Below are 19,199 nucleotides of genomic sequence, written 5' to 3'. Positions count from 1 at the left end.
TCAACTCGTCTTACAAATAAAGCTAAAAGTGGTCAACTAAAATCGTTAAACCACAATTTCTCTTTTCTGCAAGTTTTTGGGCTTTTTCTTTTGTGTTTTCGTGAGAAAAGATTTATTTTGTATCGAAATCATCGGCTATGTTAATTGTTTCCAAATGCGACACCATAAATGCAGCCTTGTTCTATCTCTGCAAGGTGGTTGAAGGCAACATGAGCCGCACTTTTACGTTTCGGCAGCTGACGAGTTGCTTAGAGGTGAGGGAGAACGCCTAGCGGACCCTAATATTCCTCTTTTCTTTACAAAACTGGATGGAGGGAGAAGGAGAGGAGAAGGATTGAGAGAGCGTTACAGTTGTGACAGTTGTGACAGTTGTGACAGTTTTCAGCGGAGGGGTATATGAACTCGGGCTGCTTTCAAATTGTTATTATTATATTTAACTTATTATATATATAGTTATATATATAATAAGTTACCTCTAAAGAGTGGGAGGTGGGGGTAGGCGCTGAAAACTGTCACAACTGTCACAACTGTCACACTTTTGGGGTTGGGGAAGGTGGAGGTATTGATGGATGAATTCTTGCTTCCTGCTGTTTTCGGAGTAAGAAAGCATAGAAAAACTTTTTACAAAATATAGTTTTCTCGCCCGATAAATTATGAGTTGGTAAGATTAACCGGATGCGCTCGAAGTGTTAAATCCGTTTAACATAACTCTGCAGGGTGAAATTTGGTAATATCAGAAAATTGCCGTACCTTTGCATCGTGATTCGAAGTAAGATAATAACTGAATATCAGTCAATAACATTTATATTAACCCTTTAATAATTTAACATCATGGAACAGAAAGGAACATTGAAGTATCGTAAATTGCAGCGTACACCACAGAGCGGCGAGAACGCTGGTAAGAAAAAGTGGTATGCCACTGCTGTAACCGACCGCGAGGTGGATTTCGAGGGATTCGTATCGCACATCTCTGACCACGGTTCGCCTTACTCTCGTGGTACTATTCACGGTGTGCTGATGGATGCTCTCGACCATCTGCAGGAGTTGATTCTCGATGGCAAGAGCGTGCGTCTCTCTGATCTCGGTCTGTTCTCCATCGGTATGACTTCGAAGGCGGAGGATACCAAGGAGAAGGTAACTGCTGCCAGCGTGGAGGGCGTGCATTTGATTGTACGTAACATGAAAAGCTGGAGCAACTCGGAACTTCGCAAGAAGTGCAAGATTCAGGAGTACGGCGGTTATACCGGCACTGATGAGGCAGGCGGTGGTACCACCGGTGGTGGCACTGACCAGGGTGGCTCCGGCACTAACCAGGGTGGTTTTGGCACAACCGGTGACAATACCCAGGGCGGCGGTTCTCAGGAAGGCGGCGGAACTGAAGGTGACGCCGGCAACATGGGCTAACGCCTGACAGGGGAAGCGCAAGCCCGCCAAACGGCCTTGCGCACCCCACCAAGTTAACATTTAACATTTAACATTAAAAAAGTAAACACTTAACATTTAAAAATTAAAGATTATGAAAACAAGTACCTGGAAAACAATTTTGCAAATTGCAATCTCCTTTCTCACAGCTATCGCTACCACACTCGGTGTAACTAGCTGCAGCAGCTTTTAAAGGTAAAAAAGTAAAAAGAACCTTAGCCCCCTTTCGGTTAGGTAATAATTTATAGTTAATAGTTGATAGGGCAGCCTTGCTTTACGGCGTTAACCCCCTATAAACTATCAACTAAAAAAGCCCCGGTGCATGATGCATCGGGGCTTTTGTTTTATCTGTTTTTCTTCTTCGTTTATCGGATGTCTCTTCCTTCCTGGCTGTATCCTTCGAGCATCTTCGGGCTGCTGATAGGCTTGCGCGAACAGTAATCGAAATCTACCTTCTTGTAGCCCTGGCTGGAACGCCAGCGGATGGTGAGCTTCACTGTCTTGCCTTCTGTATCAGGCACGACATCGTTCAGATTGAACGCTACAAGGGCATCACGCACGTAGTTCTGAGGATCGCCATTGGCATTGTGACGGAGCTCTACCTCGTAAGGATTCTCAGGATTCACGCCCGTAACGAGGTTGATGTAATGCACCTTCTGACCGCCCCAGAGAGCACGGAAACGGAGGGTGAGATAGCCATCTTCTGCCACCGTTACCCAGTCGCGCACGATTTCTACCTGGCTGTTGCCATACTTCTTGCTGTTCTCGATATCTGAACCGAGCGATGGAACTGGCTTCTTGGTCAGGATGCTGTCTATCCAGTTGACGTGAATCACCTGGTTGTATATCTCGCTCTTCTCCGAGGTCTGGGAGTAGTTGACGAGGGCACGAACCTCCTTGCCATCAAAGATGGTTGGTTTCAGGTTCTTGGCGAGCAGCGTGGTGTTGTCGTCGAGCTGCAGATAGCAGGCATCGCCACTCTTCTTCACGGTTACCAGTGCGTTAGGGAAAACGCGGTCCCAGTCGGTATCGTTATCGCTATCACATGACTGGAATGTGAGGGCCGACAGGAGCATCATCGCTGCCAGCCCGATCTTCTTGAAATCAATTTTTCTCATATATAATGTTCCTTTCTTTTATTGTTTCACTTTCTGATAAGAAAATGAGAAAGGAACAGAAATCTTGCATCTGATTTAGAAAAAGATTGTTAAAAGTAATTTTCGCAAGTTCAGGAGTTAAAGGAGTTAAAGAAGTTATCGCTCCCTACGGTCGCTGAGGAGTTAAGACAATAGTCTTTTTGGTGTAGTTTTTTAAGCAGCAAGACATACGTCTTAACTCCTTAACTCCTTTAACTTCCTGATATGTTAAAAGTAATACGTGCAGCCGATGGTGGCAGCGCGGTTGCCGAAGTGCTGGCTCGCCATATCGTGGAAGCGGCCTTCGAGCGTCCAGTGCTTGCCCAGATTCTTGTATACCCCCACCTCGGCATAGAGATTAGCCGGGGTGTAGGCTTCGCTGCGGCGGCGGGTACACCAGATGAGGTTGCCCGTAAAGCGCCAGCCATCGGCCATTGTGAGCTGCGGTGCCAACTTGAACACGGCAAAATGATTGTACTCTGCATTGCGCTGCTGAGCCTCCTCAGAAGGGGTTTCGCTGCGCTGCCAGAAGTAGTTGACTCCGGCTGTGAGGCGAAGGATGCCCTTGTGCCAGAAGGCGGTGGTGCCGATGCCGAGCGTATTGTCGTGGATGGTGCTGAGCCGATGCTGGTGGATGTTCTTCACCGAGGTGCTGAGCACGAAGGCAGGGCGGCTGTAGGTATGCTTGAGCTCTACCACATTCGCCATGCTGTTGCCGATATCGGCGGTATAAACCGGCTGCCAGGCACCCTCCATATCGCCCGCGGTAACGAAATCGCCAAACTCGGGATTGAAGATGCGGCGGCAGTAGGTGGCCTGCAGGGTATGACCCGGCGTGAAACTGTAATAGGCGCTCGCCGAGTAGATATGGTTGCGCGTGGTATGCTTCCAGTGTTCTTCCGGCGCAATCTGCTTAGGACGGAAGTTGATGATGCGGAAGCGGTCACCTGCCATGAATCCCCACTTGCCGATGTTGTAATCCAGCTGGGCGTAGAAGTCCTGGTAGTTGGAATGGTTGGTGTAACCGGCGATGCAGTTCTTCTCGATGGAGAGACCGCCCTCGAAACCAGCCGTAATCCAGAGATTGGAGGTGACGACCGGAGTGGCGTATTCTACCACCATGAAGGGGTAGGTGGAGTGGTTCTGGTAGGGCGCAGTCTGGGTTTCTTCCAGCGTGCGTCCGTTGTCGCTGATATGCTCGGCACCGAGGGTAAAGAGGATGCTGGAGCCGTTGTCGGCGAGCGTGCGGGTATAGTCGGCCTGCAGATGATAGGCGCGCACGTAATCGGCTGGGGTGTGGGTGAAATGGTTGCGGGTGTAGGTCTGCATCGCATCAATTTCGAGCACATCCTTCGCGGTAGGTGTCCAGAGCAGATTGAGTTTGGCACCCTCGTGGGAGTAGTGGTTCACGGTGGTTCCTGAGATGCCCTGGTAGGCATCCTTATCGCTGCTGGAGGTGCGCTGGAAGTTGCCTTCTACATGACTGAGCACACGGAGTTTATCCTGCTGGCTGATGACGCTGACGATGCCTTTTGCGCCGCCGTAGGTATCACCGAAGAGTCCCCATCTGCCGGTGGTTCCGTTCTCCTTCTTCCGCAGTGTGATGTCGATGACTTTCTTCAGACTGCTGCATCCCTTCATCACTTCGGCGTTCTGGCACACCTTGATGGTTTCAATCTCCCGAGCCTTGAAATGGTGGAGGAAGGTGGCGTAATCGAGTCCGTATTCCTGGTTGTCGATACGGATGACGAACTTGCCGTAGAGGTTGGCGAATGGATCTCCGCCGATGATGTTGTTGCCGTCGAGCGAGATGACTTCCGGGCACATCATGAGCACATCGAGGAGTGATTCTTCGCCTGTGAGTTCCATTTCAGGAACATGCATGATGTATCTGTCGCCGATATGTTCTATCGGGGCGGCCTGTGTCTGGTAAGTAGTGCTGGCCATTGCGAGTGCGATGATCAGCAGGCTTTTCTTCGTACTGTTGTTTATCTTCATTTTTTTCTAATTTATATTATTGGCAAAAGGATTGCTTCATTCCAAATCTATTTGCAAAGATAAGGCAAAAATCGGGGAATAACGAAAAAATGGAGACTTATTTTATCGTTCAATGCGTAAAAAAGGTGTCATTGCGTAAAAAAGTGGGGAGCGGGGCGAAAAAAGAGGGCATAAAACTTGCGTGGCATTTAAAAAAACATTATCTTTGCAAAAGAAGAAATTTCTAAGAACTATACATATTATATAATAACCCTTTAAAGATAAGAACTTATGAAGCGACTATTACACTTCCAATTCCTATTGGTATTGTTGCTGGCTCTGGGATACTCTTCTCTGCAGGCCAAGCGAATCACACAATGGCAGGCTCAGCAACAGGCCTACAGTTTCTGGGGAAAACAGATGCCGCAGAAGGCAAAGGCGAAGAGCAGGGCGGCCACTACCGCATCGCGCTCAGATGCTTACTATGTATTCAATAACGACGCAGGCGGATTCGTCATTATCGCTGGTGATGATGCCGTAACGCCAGTATTGGGCTATACCTCAACGGGATCATTTGATGCCGAAAATCTGCCTGACGGACTGAAGGACCTGCTGAAGAGCTATGAACGGCAGATTGCAGCGCTGGGCGACAATTATGTAGCGAACCGGACTGCCACGAGAGCCGCTTTTACAGGCGAAAAACTGCTCAAAACCGCAGAATGGAACCAGTATGCTCCTTTCAACAAGTATACGCCAAACAACTATGTAACAGGCTGTGTAGCAACGGCTGGAGCCATCGTGATGAAGCACCACGGCCATCCTGTCAAGGGTACCGGAAGCCATTCTTATACCTGGAACGGCAAGACCCTGACTGCCAATTTCGAGCACGATTATGATTGGGCAAGCATGCCTGCTAAATATGACGGCACAAACGATGCCGCTTTCGACGGCGTAGCAAGACTGATGGCAGACCTCGGTGTGGCTGTGGAGATGCAGTATGCTAAGAACGGAAGTGGTGCGTATATCGGTAATATGATATCTGCCCTGCAGACGTATTTCGGCTACAGCAAGCTTACGTATCTGGCGTCAATAGATGATATGGAGGCTGAGGCATGGAATGCGAAACTGCGTGGCGAGATTGATGCCAACCGTCCGATTCTCTATTCTGCTTCCGATGCTTCGGCTGGCGGCCATTCCTTCATCATCGACGGATACAAGGACGAAAGCTTCAGCGTAAACTGGGGCTGGGGCGGCTATTGTAATGGCTTCTACCAGATAGGAGCCCTGAATCCGGAAAGCGCAGGAAAGCCAACGGGCGATAAATATAATATAGGACAGACGGCAGTAATCGGTCTGCAGCCATCTGATGGAAAGGAGAAAGTTTCAAGTTTGGGATTCTTGAAGTACGATGGTCTGATGCAGGTACTGAATATGAATATTACCGATGTGAAGAAGGGACAGAAGTTTAATGTTTATTCTTTGCCTATCGCAAATAATGGAGATCATGCGTTTACCGGAGAGGTTGTAGTAGCTCTGATGAATGCTAAGGGAGAGATTCGGGAAATCGTATGTACTGATACCTTTAATGAATTTAAGGTAGGTTCTTATTACCCTAGCTATACTTTCTATTCAAAGAGTACAGTTGATGCTGAACCTGGTGATTATTTGGCTATTATGGCTAAAGAAAATGGTTCTGAAGAGTATATTGAACTGTATGATCCTTCCTATGAGAGAATGCGTCTGCCTGCAACGGGATATGAGCCTCTTACGTATGAGGTAAAGACGATTTTGGGTGAAGGAGCCTCTTATAAGCCTGCTGGTGCTGGATGGTATAATCCTACTTATAAGGGCAAACCTATCCTCGGAACCACTCATTATTATCATCTGAATATAGAGACTGGTATTGCAAAATATTTTGTTGATTTGGATGGTAATACTGTTGAAAATGTAAAATTGGGTGAAGAAAAGGCAAACTCTTTCTTTGGTACCAAACCGGTTTATACCCTTGAGGTTAAGACTTATCGCAGCTATCAGGAAAAGGATACCACAATCAACCTGATGGGGGCTGGAATGCTGAAGCAAGCACTTGCTAACGGAAATCCTGACTATTATGTATACAGAAATATCAAGGTAAACGGCGAGATTGACAAGCGCGACTTTGATGAGTTGGCGAGTCATAAGTTTAAGAGCATCGACCTGAGCGGTGCCAAGGTGATGGCTTATGAAGACAGCAAGGCTGATATGGTTCCTAAATATGCATTTGAAGGCAATGCCACTCTGGAGCATTTCAAGATGCCAGCCGGTGTCAGGGAGTTAGGCTTCAATGCTTTCAGGGCAACCAAACTGAAGGAGATAGATTTGCCTGAGACAATAAAGGAGTTCGGCCGCAACACATTCTTTGCCTGCTTCGAATTGAAGGATGTATATATGCGGCATAAGGAGGCTCCTTACTGGATAAGCTGGTGTGTATTTGCCAGCAAGAGCAGTCAGTTGTATCGTACGCTGCATCTCTATCCGGGCAGCAAGGCGAAATATGAGGCTCATCAATACACCAAGAACTGGATTAAATACTTTGATAATGTGGTAGAGGATCTGGAGCCTACCGGCATCCATTCTGTAACATTGGATAAGGAAACAGGCAATAAGGCGATTTATGACCTGAACGGCCGCCGCATAACTGAGGCGATGAAGAAGGGTATCTATATCCAGAATGGAAAGAAAATCAGCGCGAAGTAATGTTGAGTGTTGAATGTTGAGTGTTGATTATTACAATTAAAAGATAAGAATCCCCTGGTGCTCTCTGTAGCATCAGGGGATTTTTGCAGTAAGATACGCAAGTACGCCAGGCATTTCACCCTTCCTGCATTACGAAAAGAGGAGGGTGATGAGCGGGATGGTGATGATGCTGCCAACCGTGGTGATGAACGTCATCTCGGTGATGAGCGAAGGATTGCGGCCGTATTTCAGACAAAACATCGTGCCGAAACTGGCTACGGGCATCGCAATGACAACCGTATTGATGTCGTTGACCTGATCGCTTACACCACATACCTTGAACAGAAAATAAATGCTCAGAGGAACTACAGCAAGACGCAAGAACGAGGAGAGGTATACCTTAGGACTGCCGATAATCTCCTTCACCGGCAACTTAGCCATCGAGGAACCGATAATCATCAGGGCTGCAGGAACCGTAATGTTGCCCACCATCGTTACCGGACGCGCAATGATATCAGGCGTATGTACCCCGAAGGCTACCAGAATGGCGGCAACGAAGGCACCCAGAAGAGCCGGAGAAAACAGTACCTTAGGATTGAACTGCTTGATGCTGTACTCGCCCTTGATGAGCATGACACCTGCCGTAAAAATAAAAAAGGTGTTTGGCATGTTGAGCAAGGCTGCATAAAAAATGGCTTTCGGACCGAATATGCTCGAAACGATAGGGTAGCCGATGAAACCTACGTTGGCGAACATCAGCGCAAAACCTATCATGCCCTGGTCATCATGATTGCGAGTGATGAGACGCGGTACCCAGAAACCGAATACCAGCAAAAGGATGTAGGTAAGGAAACCTACGCCCAGAAGGGGAAGAATGAGCGTGCGGTCGGGCAGCTCATCGCCCATTACTGACGAGAGCACCAGCAGAGGACAGGTGATATCTACCACCATGCTGGATAACTTCTTGTCAAACTTGTCGCCCATATATCCCAATTTGCAGGCGACGTAACCTAAAATCACGATGATGAAAAGTATCACCATCACTTCCAAATTCTTCATTTATCCTGAAAATCTATACCTTATATATATTAAGCTTTTTGAATGTAAGCCCCATACGCCCTGAAAGGGCAGCAGCTCCTAGCCCAGGGCAGCGCCCTGGGTTAATACGGACGCAAACCTGTCGCCCTGTAAGGGCAAAAGCTTTAAAACTCCAGGCAAAACAGAAGGCTTTTGCCCTTACAGGGCGTCTTGCTGATTGCCATTATACCCAGGGCGCTGCCCTGGGCTAGGAGCTTCTGCCCTTTCAGGGCGTGCTGCTTCTGGAGCTTTTGGGCCGCCCGTACTTAAACCGCTTGCGAAACTTGGTTTAATCAATAAATCGCTTGGTGATATCTCCGTAGTTCTCGATGCGGCGGTCGCGGAGGAATGGCCACCAGCGGCGCACATTCTCGCTGTGCTTCAGGTCGATATCTACCACCAGGCTCTCTTCTTCCTGATCGCTGGCACGGTAGTAGAGCTCGCCCTGAGGACCGGCTACGAAACTGCTGCCCCAGAACTGGATGCCCTCGGTCTGACCGCTAGGATCAGGCTCGAAACCTACGCGGTTTACGGCGATGACCGGCAATCCGTTGGCTACGGCATGGCCACGCATTACGGTAGTCCACGCCTCGCGCTGGCGCTGCTGCTCCTCCTCGGTATCATAGGTAGCGTAGCCGATGGCGGTAGGATAGATGAGCATTTCGGCTCCCTGCAGCGCCATCAGACGGGCTGCTTCGGGATACCACTGGTCCCAGCAAACCAGCACGCCGAGCTTGCCTACGGAAGTCTGGATAGGGTGAAAACCGAGGTCGCCCGGTGTGAAATAGAACTTCTCGTAGTAGGCAGGATCGTCGGGGATGTGCATCTTGCGGTATTTTCCGGCTATGCTTCCATCCTTCTCCATCACTACCGCTGTATTGTGGTAGAGACCCGGAGCGCGGCGCTCGAAGAGGGAGGTGACGATGACGACGCCGAGATCCTTGGCAAGCTTGCCGTAGAAATCGGTTGAAGGGCCCGGAATAGGCTCTGCGAGGTCGAAGAGGTCAACATCCTCTACCTGACAGAAATAGAGGGAGTTATGAAGTTCCTGAAGCACGATGAGCTCTGCGCCGCGATGGGCGAGGTCGATGATGCCTTCTGCCAGGCGCTGCTTGTTGTTGGCGATATTTGCCGTATTATGAAGTTGTAATAAACCGACTTTCATATTTAATTTTTAATGTTGAATGTTAAATGTTAAATGTTGATGTTGAGTCTCTGAGGGCTCCTTCAGGAAGCTGCATGGTGATGCAGTGGATGCTGCCATGCTGGCGGATGATGGTCTGCGAATCTACGCCGATGATTTCGCGGTCGGGGAAGGCGAGCTGAATCTGCTTGCGTGCCTCTTCGTCCTTTTCTGGCTGATTATAGGTTGGATAAATCACAGCCTTGTTGAGTATCAGGAAGTTGGCGTAGGTGGCTGGCAGTCGGTCTCCCTCGCTCTCAGGGTTGGTGGTGAGGCAGTCGCCCTCATCATAGATTGGGTCGGGCATCGGCAGTTTGAGCAGGCGGTATGGATATCCCTCCCAGGTAAAGAGGCTCTTGAGCTGCTTTTCCAGCGCCTGGAAGTCCTCATACTGCTCATCTTCCGGATTGTCGCAGCCTACATATAATAAGGTGTCGTGCGGAGCCACTCTCACGATGGTGTCGATGTGGCCGTCGGTATCATCGCCAATCAGATTGCCGTGATCCAGCCAGACGACTCTCTTGAGCTGGAAGAAAGTCTGCAGCAGATGGTCGATGCTGTCGTGGTCGAGCGGCTGGTTGCGGTGAGGCGCCAGCAGGCACTGTGAGGTGGTGAAGAGCGTACCCTTTCCGTCGCTCTCGATGCTTCCTCCTTCGAGCACGAAGCCCTGGTGGTTCTCAATATCGGCATTGAAGGCTGCCTGATAGTATAGTTTCAGGGTGATGGCATTGTCCTTCTCCCATCTGAACTTTTCGCCCCATCCGTTGAACTTGAAGTCGAGTATGCGGTAAGGTACCATCCAGGTGTTCTGCTTTCTGCGCAGCACCATGGTGAGGGGTCCGTGGTCGCGCACCCAGGTATCATTACTTTCCACCTCGTAGAGCAGCACGCGGCTCATCTGCTCGGCAGAGAGCTTTTTCTTGAGCTGGTATCGGGTGGCGGGCACATCGGGTGTGGCCACAAGCAGCTGCTCGTAGCGCGTGATGATATCTGCCAGTTCGAGATAAGTATCTGTAATTTCAGGCAGATACGGCTTCCAGTCGGTGCCGGCATGTGGCCATGTGAGCATGATGGCGCTCTGTGGCTCCCATTCGGCAGGGAGTGCGAAATCGCAAGGTAATGTAGATTGATGCATAAGCTATACCATTTTTATTATATGATGTTCTATACCAATTTATTATACTCTGTTCGTCATCGGGAACCTTTCCTTGGGGACGGGCTCCGTTCTGCTTTTATGAAGTATGCTTGCAAAATTAATAAAAAATCTACAACTATCGGCTGTTTTTATGAAATATTTTGCGCAAAAGCGAAACTTTATATTAAAAAAGTTTAAACGGAGGGCTGTATGGAGATAAAATCGGGGAAAAATGAGTAACTTTGCAGTCTAAAAAATAAAATATTGAATAGGAGCGTGAAAATTAAACAGGTAGTTGATGCCCTTGAACATTACGCGCCTCTGCCCTTGCAGGAAGGATATGATAATGCCGGCCTGCAAGTTGGATTGACAGAGGCGGTAGAAATGTCAGGGGCATTGTTGTGTCTTGACGTTACTGAAGCTGTGGTTGAAGAGGCTATCCAGAAGGGCTGCAACCTCATCGTGAGCCATCATCCGCTGATATTCCGCAAACTGGCGAGAATCTCGGACGAGAACTACGTGCAGCGTACCGTGCGCAAGGCGATTAAGAATGATATTACCATCGTGGCAATGCATACCAACATGGATGCGGCTGCGGGCGGCGTGAACTTCAAGATTGCCGAGAAACTGGGACTGGAAAACGTGCAGTTCTTTGCTGGCGAGAAGGAAGTGGACGGCGTGAAAGGTGGCGAGGGCGTCATCGGAGAGGTGGCTGAGGATATGGCTGCCGATGACCTGGTGCTGATGCTCAAGGAGCGGTTTGGCGTGGAGTGCGTGCAGTGCAACCAGTTGCTCCGTCGTCCTATCAGGAAGGTGGCGCTCTGCGGCGGATCGGGTGCTTTTCTGCTCGACGCAGCCATCAAGGCGGGTGCCGATGCCTTCATCACGGGCGAGATGAGCTACCACGAGTATTTCGGCCACGAGCAGGAGATTCAGATCTGCGTCATCGGCCACTATCAGAGTGAGCAGTTTACGGGCGAAATCTTCCGCAGCATCATCCAGGAGAATTTCCCTGATGCCAAATGCTGCATCTCGGAGATAAATACGAATCCGATTTTGTATTTATAACTTCAGTTTATAAGATGGCTGGAAGGGCGCAAGCCCAATTTTAACTTTAACATTAAACATTTAACATTTAAATAAGGAATTATGGCAAAGAAAGATCCTACAGATTTGACAGTGGAAGAGAAATTGAAGGCTCTCTATCAGCTTCAGACCACCTTGTCTGCAATTGATGAAAAGCGTGCGTTGAGAGGTGAGTTGCCTCTCGAAGTTCAGGATTTGGAAGACGATATTGCTGGTCTCACCACCCGTATCGAGAAAATCCAGACCGATATTGAGCAGTTTGACCGCGCCATTAATCAGAAGCAGCACGAGATTGAGGATGCTCAGGCTAGCGTGGAGCGTTACAAGAAGCAGCTCGAAATGGTAAGCAACAACCGCGAGTATGATACTTTGAGCAAGGAAATCGAGTTCCAGGAGCTGGAAATCGAGCTTTGCAGCAAGAAGATTCGTGAGGCTCAGCAGATGATTAACGAGCGTCTGTACGACCTTCACAAGGCTGAGGACCAGAAGGCTGACCGCGAGAAGGGCTTGGTAATGAAGCGTTCTGAGCTTGAGTCTATCATGGCTGAGACCCGTGAGGAGGAGGAGAATTTGAAGGAGAAGGCATTCGAGCTCGAGAAGAAGATTGAGCCACGTTTGCTCCAGAGCTTCAAGCGCATCCGTAATGGTGCCCGCAACGGTTTGGGTATCGTTTACGTGCAGCGTGACGCATGTGGCGGTTGCTTCAACAAGATTCCACCTCAGCGCCAGCTCGACATCAAGATGCACAAGAAGATTATCCCTTGTGAGTATTGTGGCCGTATCCTCATCGACCCAGAATTGGCTGGTGTTAAGATTGAGTCTCCTAAGACAGAGGAGAAGCCAAAGCGCAAGCGCTCTATCCGCAGAAAAAAGACTGAGGATGAGGATTAAAAGATACAATGAAGGCTCGCCAAAATTGCTTGGCGAGCCTTTATTTTTTTTGTTTTCAAGCAGCTAGGGACAATCAGTCTTAACTCCTTTGTAATATCCTAATCTGAAATCTAGAGTCCTCGTGCCTTGTAGATGCGGTCTTTGGCGTCGTTGATTTCCTGGAATTTCTTCTCGGCTGCACGGCGCACATCTTCGCCCAGCGCTGCTACCTTGTCAGGATGATGCTTGAGCGCCATCTTGCGGTAAGCGGCCTTCACCTCATCGTTTGAGGCGTCAGGACTGATGCCCAGAACACGGTAGGCATCATCCAGGCTGCCTGTTGAAGAAGCCCCGCTCTCCAGGTTCAGCATCTGGTCTACATCCTCGGCAGAAAGTCCCATGTGGATGGCCATCTCCTTGAGCGCCTGAATCTCCTGAGGATTCACAACTCCATCGGCCTTGGCTATCATGACGAGGAAATTGAGCAACTGCAGGCGCTGCTCATACATCATGTTGGCACGTATCTGGTGGCAGCTGTCCTGTATCACCGAACGGTACTGCTGCATGCCCATCTGCTTCTGCTGCTCAAAGAGTTTGAGAAGGATTTCCTCGCCCTGCTGCTTGGCAGCCTCGCCGAAATTCTGACGCAGGAAGCGGCGCACCAGCTCCATCTCAGAATGCATAATCTTGCCATCTGCATTGATGATGTAGGAACTGAGCACCAGCAGCGAGAACATGAAGGAGTTTCGCTCTCCCTCATAGCTCTGCTGGCGGCCGTAGCTCTGGCGGCCGCTGTAGGCATCGTAGGCGTTGTTGTAATGGTGGTCGCCGTCGCGGTTTACCGCATTCAGTCCGTGATCAAAGAGCGAACCGAGGGCATAACCTGCCAGGGCTCCGAGCGGACCGGCTGTGATGAAGCCGAGCACACCACCTATCCATTTACCTGCTGCCATTTTTTAGTTGTTGAAATAGTAGAGGAAAGAAGCGATGCCTGAGAGGGCTGGCTTGCGCTGACCTTCTATTTCGATGTCAAACTTGATGCTGGTCTTGCAGATGCCACGGATGTTCTGGATGTCGTGGAGAGTGGCTACCAGGCGCACGCGTGAACCGGTGATGACTGGCTGGCCGAACTTCATCTTGTCCATGCCGTAGTTTACGAGCATCTTGAGGTTATTTACCTCGATAATCTGCTGCCAGAGGTATGGGAGTACAGAGAGGGTGAGGTAACCGTGAGCGATGGTGCTGTGGTAAGGGCTCTCTACCTTGGCGCGCTCTACGTCTACGTGAATCCACTGTGGGTCGAGTGTAGCGTCTGCGAACTTGTTGATACGGTCCTGGTCAATCTGCAACCAGTCTGATTCTCCTAACTTCTCACCGAGGTGAGATGCAAATTCCTCGTAGGAATTGATTACTAATTTTGCCATTTCTTATTTTTCTCTTTATTATAAATATTATTGTTTCCTATTTTCCGTCTTCTGTCTTCAGCTTTCAACTGTTAACGTTCAACTATTAACTATTAACTCAAATCAGTCTCTTCTGAAAATATCGCGGGTGTAAACCTTCTCTTCCACATCATCCAGGCATTTGTCATACCGGTTGGCGATGATGGCCTGGCTCTGCTGCTTGAAGGCATCCAGGTTGTTTACGATGCGGCTTCCGAAGAAGGTGGTTCCGTCTTTCAGCGTAGGCTCGTAGATGATGACCTGCGCGCCCTTTGCCTTGATGCGTTTCATCACACCCTGTATGCTGCTCTGGCGGAAGTTGTCGCTGTTGCTCTTCATCGTGAGGCGGTATACGCCGATGGTGCAAGGCTTCTCTTCCTCCTCGCTGAAGTTGTTCTGGTTGGCATAATCGTAGTAGCCGGCCATGTTCAGCACGCGGTCGGCGATGAAATCCTTGCGGGTGCGGTTGCTCTCTACAATCGCCTGAATCAGGTTCTCAGGTACATCGGCATAGTTGGCGAGCAGCTGCTTGGTATCTTTCGGCAGACAGTAGCCGCCGTATCCGAAGGAAGGGTTGTTGTAGAAGGTGCCGATGCGAGGGTCCAGACCCACTCCGTCGATAATCGCCTTGGTGTCGAGGCCCTTCATTTCGGCGTAGGTATCCAGCTCGTTGAAGTAGCTCACGCGCAGGGCGAGGTACGTGTTGGCGAAGAGTTTCACGGCTTCTGCCTCGGTAAGTCCCATGAACAGGGTTTCTATGTCTTGCTTGATGGCTCCCTCTTTCAGCAGTTCTGCAAAGGTGCGGGCTGCCTGCTCCAGTCGCTCGTCACCGTTCGGTCTGCCTACGATGATGCGGCTCGGGTAGAGGTTGTCGTAGAGTGCCTTGCTCTCGCGCAGGAATTCGGGAGCGAAGATGATGTTCTTGCTGCCTGTTTTCTGGCGGATGCTTTCGGTGTAGCCTACCGGGATGGTGCTCTTGATGACCATGATGGCATCGGGATTCACCTGCATCACCAGGCGGATGACTTCTTCTACGTGCGAGGTGTCGAAGTAGTTTTTCACCGGATCGTAGTTGGTTGGTGTGGCAATCACTACGAAGTCGGCATCCTTATAGGCTTCTTCTCCATCGGTTGTGGCTTTGAGGTTGAGTTCCTTTTCAGCCAGATATTTCTCTATGTATTCGTCCTGGATAGGCGAGCGGCGCGAGTTGATGAGCTCTACCTTTTCGGGTACCACGTCTACTGCCACCACCTCATGATGCTGGCTCAGCAGGGTAGCGATGCTCAGGCCTACATATCCTGTTCCGGCTACGGCGATTTTTATCTTTTTATTCTCCATATCTTTCTGTTCTTTTAGGCAGTCTATACCTTAATATATATATATTAGTTGCAAAGATAGTATAAAAGGAGGAGACTACAAAATGAAAATGGGTTTTTTATTAAAAAATAACGCGAGAAAGAGGATGGGAGAGAAAGGAGTGCTCAAAAAGGGAGAGGAAAAGGAGTGCAGAAAAAAGGCCTCCAAAATTCGCGAATTCAAAAACGGATGGCCGGTTGGGCGGAAATTCGCAAATTTTGAAGGCTGGGAATAGCTCAGCAATAGGTGCAAGCAGTACGCCCTGAAAGGGCAGAAGCTCCTAGCCCAGGGTATCGCCCTGGGTAATTACGGACGCAACCTTGTCGCCCTGTAAGGGCAAAAGCTTTAAAAATCCAGGCATTCCTGCACCCTTATAATGTCAATAAATCGGAATAATCGGGGATGGTCTCTAAAAATACATATTTTTTACTTTCATAATCCATCTTGCAGATGTAATGCTCCAGTCCGTTGCTCACCACAAGAAAGTCGACATGGAGCAGAAGATTGTAGACCGAAATCTGGTCGAACACTTTCTGAGTGATGGGGATGTGAGGGGCTTTGTACTCGATAATCATGCGGGGCAGCAGCTCACGGGAGTAGAGCACACTGTCGGCGCGCAGTACCTTGTCGCCACATTTCAGCTGGATTTCGTTGGCGAGCAGCGAGGCAGGATACCCCTTGTGCTCGATGAGAAAATGAACGAAATGCTGGCGCACCCACTCCTCGGGAGTGAGCGTGATGAACTTCCGGCGCAGCACATCCAGTATCTGGGGATGCTGTTTTGAGCCCGAAATCTTGATGTCGAAAGATGGCAAATTTAAGCGAATCATTTTTTTCTATACCTTATTATATATGATGATGTTTCTTTCCCCGTCTTATGATAGGGTTTCTTTTGGTCTTTTAACCATACCTCTTTTTCAAAAACTACCTATTTTATATAGGCAGTTCAATTTATTTTTTGTAACTTTGCAGTCGAAGTGCAGCAGAAAACTGCACCTCAGAAAACTGCGAACCTGGAGGCGGAGCAAATGCTTGCCCGCACCCCCGAGTTTGCTGGGTGCAAAGTTACAAAAAATAATCCAATGGTAGAAAAGAAAAGTGCAATAAGTTACGAGTCTATCATGAAAGATCTGAAGGCTCGAAAGTATTCGCCCGTCTATGTTCTGATGGGCGAGGAACCCTTTTATATAGATAAAATCTGCGACTACATTTCTGAAAATGTGCTCCAACCTGAGGAGCGTGACTTCAACCAGACGGTGGTTTTCGGAGCAGATGTTACGGGTGCGCAGGTGGCAGATTTGTGCAAGGGCTACCCGATGATGGCGGAGTATAGAGTGGTGGTTGTGAAAGAGGCTCAGAATTTGCGGAATTTGGAAGCGCTCGAGAAGTACCTCGAAAATCCGGTAAAAACAACCATCCTTGTTTTCTGTTATAAAAACGGTAAGCTCGACAGCCGTAAAAAGTTTTCTGCCCTCGCTGCCAAGGCGGGTGTGGTTTTTGAGAGCAAGAAACTCTACGACCGAAATCTGCCGGGCTTCATCGAGACATATCTCAAGACCCGCAAGGCAACCATAGAACCCAAGGCTACCCAGATGGTGGCTGATCATGTGGGAGCAGATTTGCACCGACTCACTTCCGAGCTCGACAAACTGCTCATTTCTCTTCCTGAGAACGACCGGCGTGTTACTCCGGAGATTGTGGAGCGAGAAATAGGGGTGAGCAAAGACTTCAATGCCTTCGAGCTGAGAAGTGCCATCATCAGCCGTGATGTGTTCAAGGCAAATCAGATAATAAATTATTTTGACAACAACCCGAAGAGCGGTTCTCTCTTCACGCTTCTCCCGATGCTCTTTACTTATTTCCAAAACCTGATGATTGCTTATTATGCACCCAACAGGCAGAACGAAAATGAGCTCGCAAAATTCCTGGATTTGCGCTCAGCTTGGGCGGCGCGCGAATATATTACAGGAATGAGGAACTATACGGGCGTGAAAGTGATGGCGATTATTGAGAAGTTCAAGGAGGTGGATGCGAAGATAAAGGGACTGGATAATCCATCCACTCCGGTGGGTGAACTGATGAAAGAACTCATCTTTTTTATCCTTCACTGATGCTGAAGAGCGAGGTGGGGGAGAGTAGGCGAGCTCCTGCTGAGAGTTTTCTCTTGGCAGGAGCTCGTTTCCGTTTTCGGCCTTCTTTGCCGCCTGTTTCCAGAAAGCAGCCAACTAGCGTTTAGCATTATAAATTTGCCCAAAATAGGTGATTTCCGGCTCTTTTTGGGGTGCTTACCTGGGCTCATTTTGGGCGATTTTTGGGCAAAAATGGGGGATTTGAGCGATTTTTTGAGCTAGATGCCCATTTTTCGGTTTCGCCTGAAAATAGATTTAACTTTATTGGTTATCAGTAACTTAGCTAAATTAACCCTCTTCATTACTCGCGAATTTGCCCGTTTCCTTGCCGATGGGCTGGAATACGCTAGAAATGGAAAAATTTGCCATTTCCCATTGTCTAAAATCAGACGTTTGCATTTGTTAAGGTTTACGTTTCCTAAGTTTACGTTTTTAAATTCATAAATCAAAATGGGTGATTTTGATTTATAAATATAAATACGAGAAAACTGAATACATGAATTTATGTTTTATATTTATAAAAATAAAGATAAAATAGGGTGTTTATGGTTATGAATGAATAAATATTCATGCTGTATTTTGAATTTGTAAGTAGCGAAAACCCAGTTAGTTATGTATTTTAGTTGTTTTATAAACCATAGATTTTTACATAGGTGTGGTGGAAATATTGCATAAATCGCTCTATATGCCTTTATTTAGGTGTTTTAGGGTATGAATAATCAGTGATTTAGCCAAAATTTATAAAGAAAAGGTTCGTAATATATTTTGATTGATAGGTTTATATTTATAAGACTAAACCTAAAAACCGGATGGCGGAGTGAGTGTGATTTAAATTTATAAATAGAAACCTAAAGTTTAAAAATCTAAATTTATTCAGAAATGTTTGGTTATTCTAAATTTTTGCTTTATCTTTGTAAAATCAACCGAAAAAGGGCCCAAAAGTGGCTTGTTCGGAAATAAAACATCGTATCAGTAGAAAAATGAACGCTAAAATTTTTAGAGCATGAAAGATAGAATCAGACAGCTGATGGAGGACCAGCACCTCACTCAGCAAAACTTCGCTCAGATGATCGGAATCTCGACCGCTACGCTGAGCAATATTTTCAACGGGAAGACCAATCCATCGCTCAGCATTGTGGATGGCATCCATAAGAGTTTTCCTCAGGTAAACGTTTATTGGGTACTCTACGGTACTCCTCCTATGTATCAGAACCAGGCTTCCCAGGGTGGCAGCGAAGAGGGTGGTGCTGATATGCATCAGGGCATTATGCAGGGAGCAGCCGATGGTGCTGAGGGGATGAAGCAGGGCAGTCAGCCTTCTGGAGCCGCCTCTGCCGAGCCTATGCTCGATTTTGGAGCCGAAGGAGCCGCAGCCTCCCCTACTTCTCCCTCGCTCTTTGACCAGCCTCAAATGCAAGGTGTAAATCGTACACCTAAAAATATCGCCCAAGCGGCGGTAAAATATGTAGACAAACCGCAAAGAAAAATCACCGAAATCCGTATTTTCTACGATGATCAGACCTGGGAAACCTTCGTTCCTAAAAAATAAAGGGGTGAAAAAACTTTGCTCTTAATAAATAAAGGAGGGTTGAGGGACTTTTGCAAGTAAACACCAACACGCCCTGAAAGGGCAGAAGCTCCTAGCCCAGGGCATCGCCCTGGGTATAATGG

General features: G+C 48.3%; 16 protein-coding genes. 7 read left to right on the top strand and 9 right to left on the bottom strand.

Annotated features, from left to right (window positions below; genetic code table 11):
• Window positions 1–831 precede the first annotated feature (831 nt).
• Entirely contained in the window at window positions 832–1,404 is a 573-nt protein-coding gene (locus KSW37_RS12900) for an HU family DNA-binding protein (RefSeq protein WP_217314792.1), read from the top strand.
• A gap of 112 nt (window positions 1,405–1,516) precedes the next feature.
• Window positions 1,517–1,615 carry a smalltalk protein gene (locus tag KSW37_RS12895; protein ID WP_217314791.1) on the top strand — a complete coding sequence of 33 codons (99 nt, stop codon included), beginning with the start codon at window positions 1,517–1,519 and terminating at the stop codon, window positions 1,613–1,615.
• A 172-nt stretch (window positions 1,616–1,787) separates the two neighbouring features.
• Here KSW37_RS12895 and KSW37_RS12890 read toward each other — a convergent pair whose 3' ends face one another.
• Together KSW37_RS12890 and KSW37_RS12885 are read right to left on the bottom strand one after the other, a co-directional pair.
• On the bottom strand, window positions 1,788–2,540 hold the full coding sequence (locus KSW37_RS12890) for a NigD1/NigD2 family lipoprotein (RefSeq protein ID WP_217314790.1): 753 nt from the start codon (window positions 2,538–2,540) through the stop codon (window positions 1,788–1,790).
• Window positions 2,541–2,786: 246 nt separating this feature from the next.
• Window positions 2,787–4,556 carry an outer membrane beta-barrel family protein gene (locus tag KSW37_RS12885; protein ID WP_217314789.1) on the bottom strand — a complete coding sequence of 590 codons (1,770 nt, stop codon included), beginning with the start codon at window positions 4,554–4,556 and terminating at the stop codon, window positions 2,787–2,789.
• A 270-nt stretch (window positions 4,557–4,826) separates the two neighbouring features.
• On the opposite strand from KSW37_RS12885, the gene KSW37_RS12880 reads away from it, so the two are divergent.
• Complete coding sequence (locus KSW37_RS12880) at window positions 4,827–7,271, top strand: C10 family peptidase (protein WP_217314788.1); 2,445 nt, start codon at window positions 4,827–4,829, stop codon at window positions 7,269–7,271.
• 129 nt (window positions 7,272–7,400) lie between these two features.
• On the opposite strand, the gene KSW37_RS12875 is transcribed toward KSW37_RS12880, so the two are convergent.
• From KSW37_RS12875 to KSW37_RS12865, 3 genes are all read right to left on the bottom strand, one after another.
• The gene (locus KSW37_RS12875) at window positions 7,401–8,309 is read right to left on the bottom strand and encodes an AEC family transporter (protein WP_217314787.1); all 909 of its coding nucleotides are present in this window, start codon (window positions 8,307–8,309) and stop codon (window positions 7,401–7,403) included.
• 307 nt (window positions 8,310–8,616) lie between these two features.
• On the bottom strand, window positions 8,617–9,492 hold the full coding sequence (locus tag KSW37_RS12870) for a carbon-nitrogen hydrolase (RefSeq protein ID WP_217314786.1): 876 nt from the start codon (window positions 9,490–9,492) through the stop codon (window positions 8,617–8,619).
• Window positions 9,493–9,514: 22 nt separating this feature from the next.
• On the bottom strand, window positions 9,515–10,645 hold the full coding sequence (locus KSW37_RS12865; protein WP_217314785.1) for an agmatine deiminase family protein: 1,131 nt from the start codon (window positions 10,643–10,645) through the stop codon (window positions 9,515–9,517).
• Between the two features lie 276 nt (window positions 10,646–10,921).
• Here KSW37_RS12865 and KSW37_RS12860 point away from each other — a divergent pair, with 276 nt between their 5' ends.
• On the top strand, window positions 10,922–11,713 hold the full coding sequence (locus KSW37_RS12860) for a Nif3-like dinuclear metal center hexameric protein (RefSeq protein WP_217314784.1): 792 nt from the start codon (window positions 10,922–10,924) through the stop codon (window positions 11,711–11,713).
• An 81-nt stretch (window positions 11,714–11,794) separates the two neighbouring features.
• Complete coding sequence (locus KSW37_RS12855; RefSeq protein ID WP_217314783.1) at window positions 11,795–12,622, top strand: zinc ribbon domain-containing protein; 828 nt, start codon at window positions 11,795–11,797, stop codon at window positions 12,620–12,622.
• A gap of 110 nt (window positions 12,623–12,732) precedes the next feature.
• On the opposite strand, the gene KSW37_RS12850 is transcribed toward KSW37_RS12855, so the two are convergent.
• From KSW37_RS12850 to KSW37_RS12835, 4 genes are all read right to left on the bottom strand, one after another.
• On the bottom strand, window positions 12,733–13,554 hold the full coding sequence (locus KSW37_RS12850; RefSeq protein WP_217314782.1) for a TerB family tellurite resistance protein: 822 nt from the start codon (window positions 13,552–13,554) through the stop codon (window positions 12,733–12,735).
• Between the two features lie 3 nt (window positions 13,555–13,557).
• Window positions 13,558–14,025 carry a MaoC family dehydratase gene (locus KSW37_RS12845; protein ID WP_006847353.1) on the bottom strand — a complete coding sequence of 156 codons (468 nt, stop codon included), beginning with the start codon at window positions 14,023–14,025 and terminating at the stop codon, window positions 13,558–13,560.
• Between the two features lie 102 nt (window positions 14,026–14,127).
• On the bottom strand, window positions 14,128–15,381 hold the full coding sequence (locus KSW37_RS12840; protein ID WP_254368654.1) for a nucleotide sugar dehydrogenase: 1,254 nt from the start codon (window positions 15,379–15,381) through the stop codon (window positions 14,128–14,130).
• Between the two features lie 389 nt (window positions 15,382–15,770).
• On the bottom strand, window positions 15,771–16,229 hold the full coding sequence (locus tag KSW37_RS12835; RefSeq protein ID WP_217314781.1) for a type I restriction enzyme HsdR N-terminal domain-containing protein: 459 nt from the start codon (window positions 16,227–16,229) through the stop codon (window positions 15,771–15,773).
• A 252-nt stretch (window positions 16,230–16,481) separates the two neighbouring features.
• On the opposite strand from KSW37_RS12835, the gene holA reads away from it, so the two are divergent.
• Both holA and KSW37_RS12825 read left to right on the top strand, forming a co-directional pair.
• Entirely contained in the window at window positions 16,482–17,510 is a 1,029-nt protein-coding gene (gene holA, locus KSW37_RS12830) for a DNA polymerase III subunit delta (protein ID WP_217314780.1), read from the top strand.
• 1,021 nt (window positions 17,511–18,531) lie between these two features.
• Complete coding sequence (locus tag KSW37_RS12825) at window positions 18,532–19,077, top strand: helix-turn-helix transcriptional regulator (RefSeq protein WP_217314779.1); 546 nt, start codon at window positions 18,532–18,534, stop codon at window positions 19,075–19,077.
• Window positions 19,078–19,199 lie beyond the last annotated feature (122 nt).

Source organism: Segatella copri (assembly GCF_019127135.1).
Taxonomy (GTDB): Bacteria; Bacteroidota; Bacteroidia; order Bacteroidales; family Bacteroidaceae; genus Prevotella.
This window is presented reverse-complemented; position numbering and strand designations above follow the sequence as displayed.

Coding starts and splice junctions, on each gene's coding strand:
- KSW37_RS12840 (WP_254368654.1), bottom strand. CDS start 15,381: ATGGAGAATAAAAAGATAAAAATCGCCGTAGCCGGAACAGGATATGTA.
- KSW37_RS12870 (WP_217314786.1), bottom strand. CDS start 9,492: ATGAAAGTCGGTTTATTACAACTTCATAATACGGCAAATATCGCCAAC.
- KSW37_RS12855 (WP_217314783.1), top strand. CDS start 11,795: ATGGCAAAGAAAGATCCTACAGATTTGACAGTGGAAGAGAAATTGAAG.
- holA (WP_217314780.1), top strand. CDS start 16,482: ATGGTAGAAAAGAAAAGTGCAATAAGTTACGAGTCTATCATGAAAGAT.
- KSW37_RS12835 (WP_217314781.1), bottom strand. CDS start 16,229: ATGATTCGCTTAAATTTGCCATCTTTCGACATCAAGATTTCGGGCTCA.
- KSW37_RS12845 (WP_006847353.1), bottom strand. CDS start 14,025: ATGGCAAAATTAGTAATCAATTCCTACGAGGAATTTGCATCTCACCTC.
- KSW37_RS12895 (WP_217314791.1), top strand. CDS start 1,517: ATGAAAACAAGTACCTGGAAAACAATTTTGCAAATTGCAATCTCCTTT.
- KSW37_RS12865 (WP_217314785.1), bottom strand. CDS start 10,645: ATGCATCAATCTACATTACCTTGCGATTTCGCACTCCCTGCCGAATGG.
- KSW37_RS12875 (WP_217314787.1), bottom strand. CDS start 8,309: ATGAAGAATTTGGAAGTGATGGTGATACTTTTCATCATCGTGATTTTA.
- KSW37_RS12890 (WP_217314790.1), bottom strand. CDS start 2,540: ATGAGAAAAATTGATTTCAAGAAGATCGGGCTGGCAGCGATGATGCTC.
- KSW37_RS12885 (WP_217314789.1), bottom strand. CDS start 4,556: ATGAAGATAAACAACAGTACGAAGAAAAGCCTGCTGATCATCGCACTC.
- KSW37_RS12825 (WP_217314779.1), top strand. CDS start 18,532: ATGAAAGATAGAATCAGACAGCTGATGGAGGACCAGCACCTCACTCAG.
- KSW37_RS12850 (WP_217314782.1), bottom strand. CDS start 13,554: ATGGCAGCAGGTAAATGGATAGGTGGTGTGCTCGGCTTCATCACAGCC.
- KSW37_RS12900 (WP_217314792.1), top strand. CDS start 832: ATGGAACAGAAAGGAACATTGAAGTATCGTAAATTGCAGCGTACACCA.
- KSW37_RS12880 (WP_217314788.1), top strand. CDS start 4,827: ATGAAGCGACTATTACACTTCCAATTCCTATTGGTATTGTTGCTGGCT.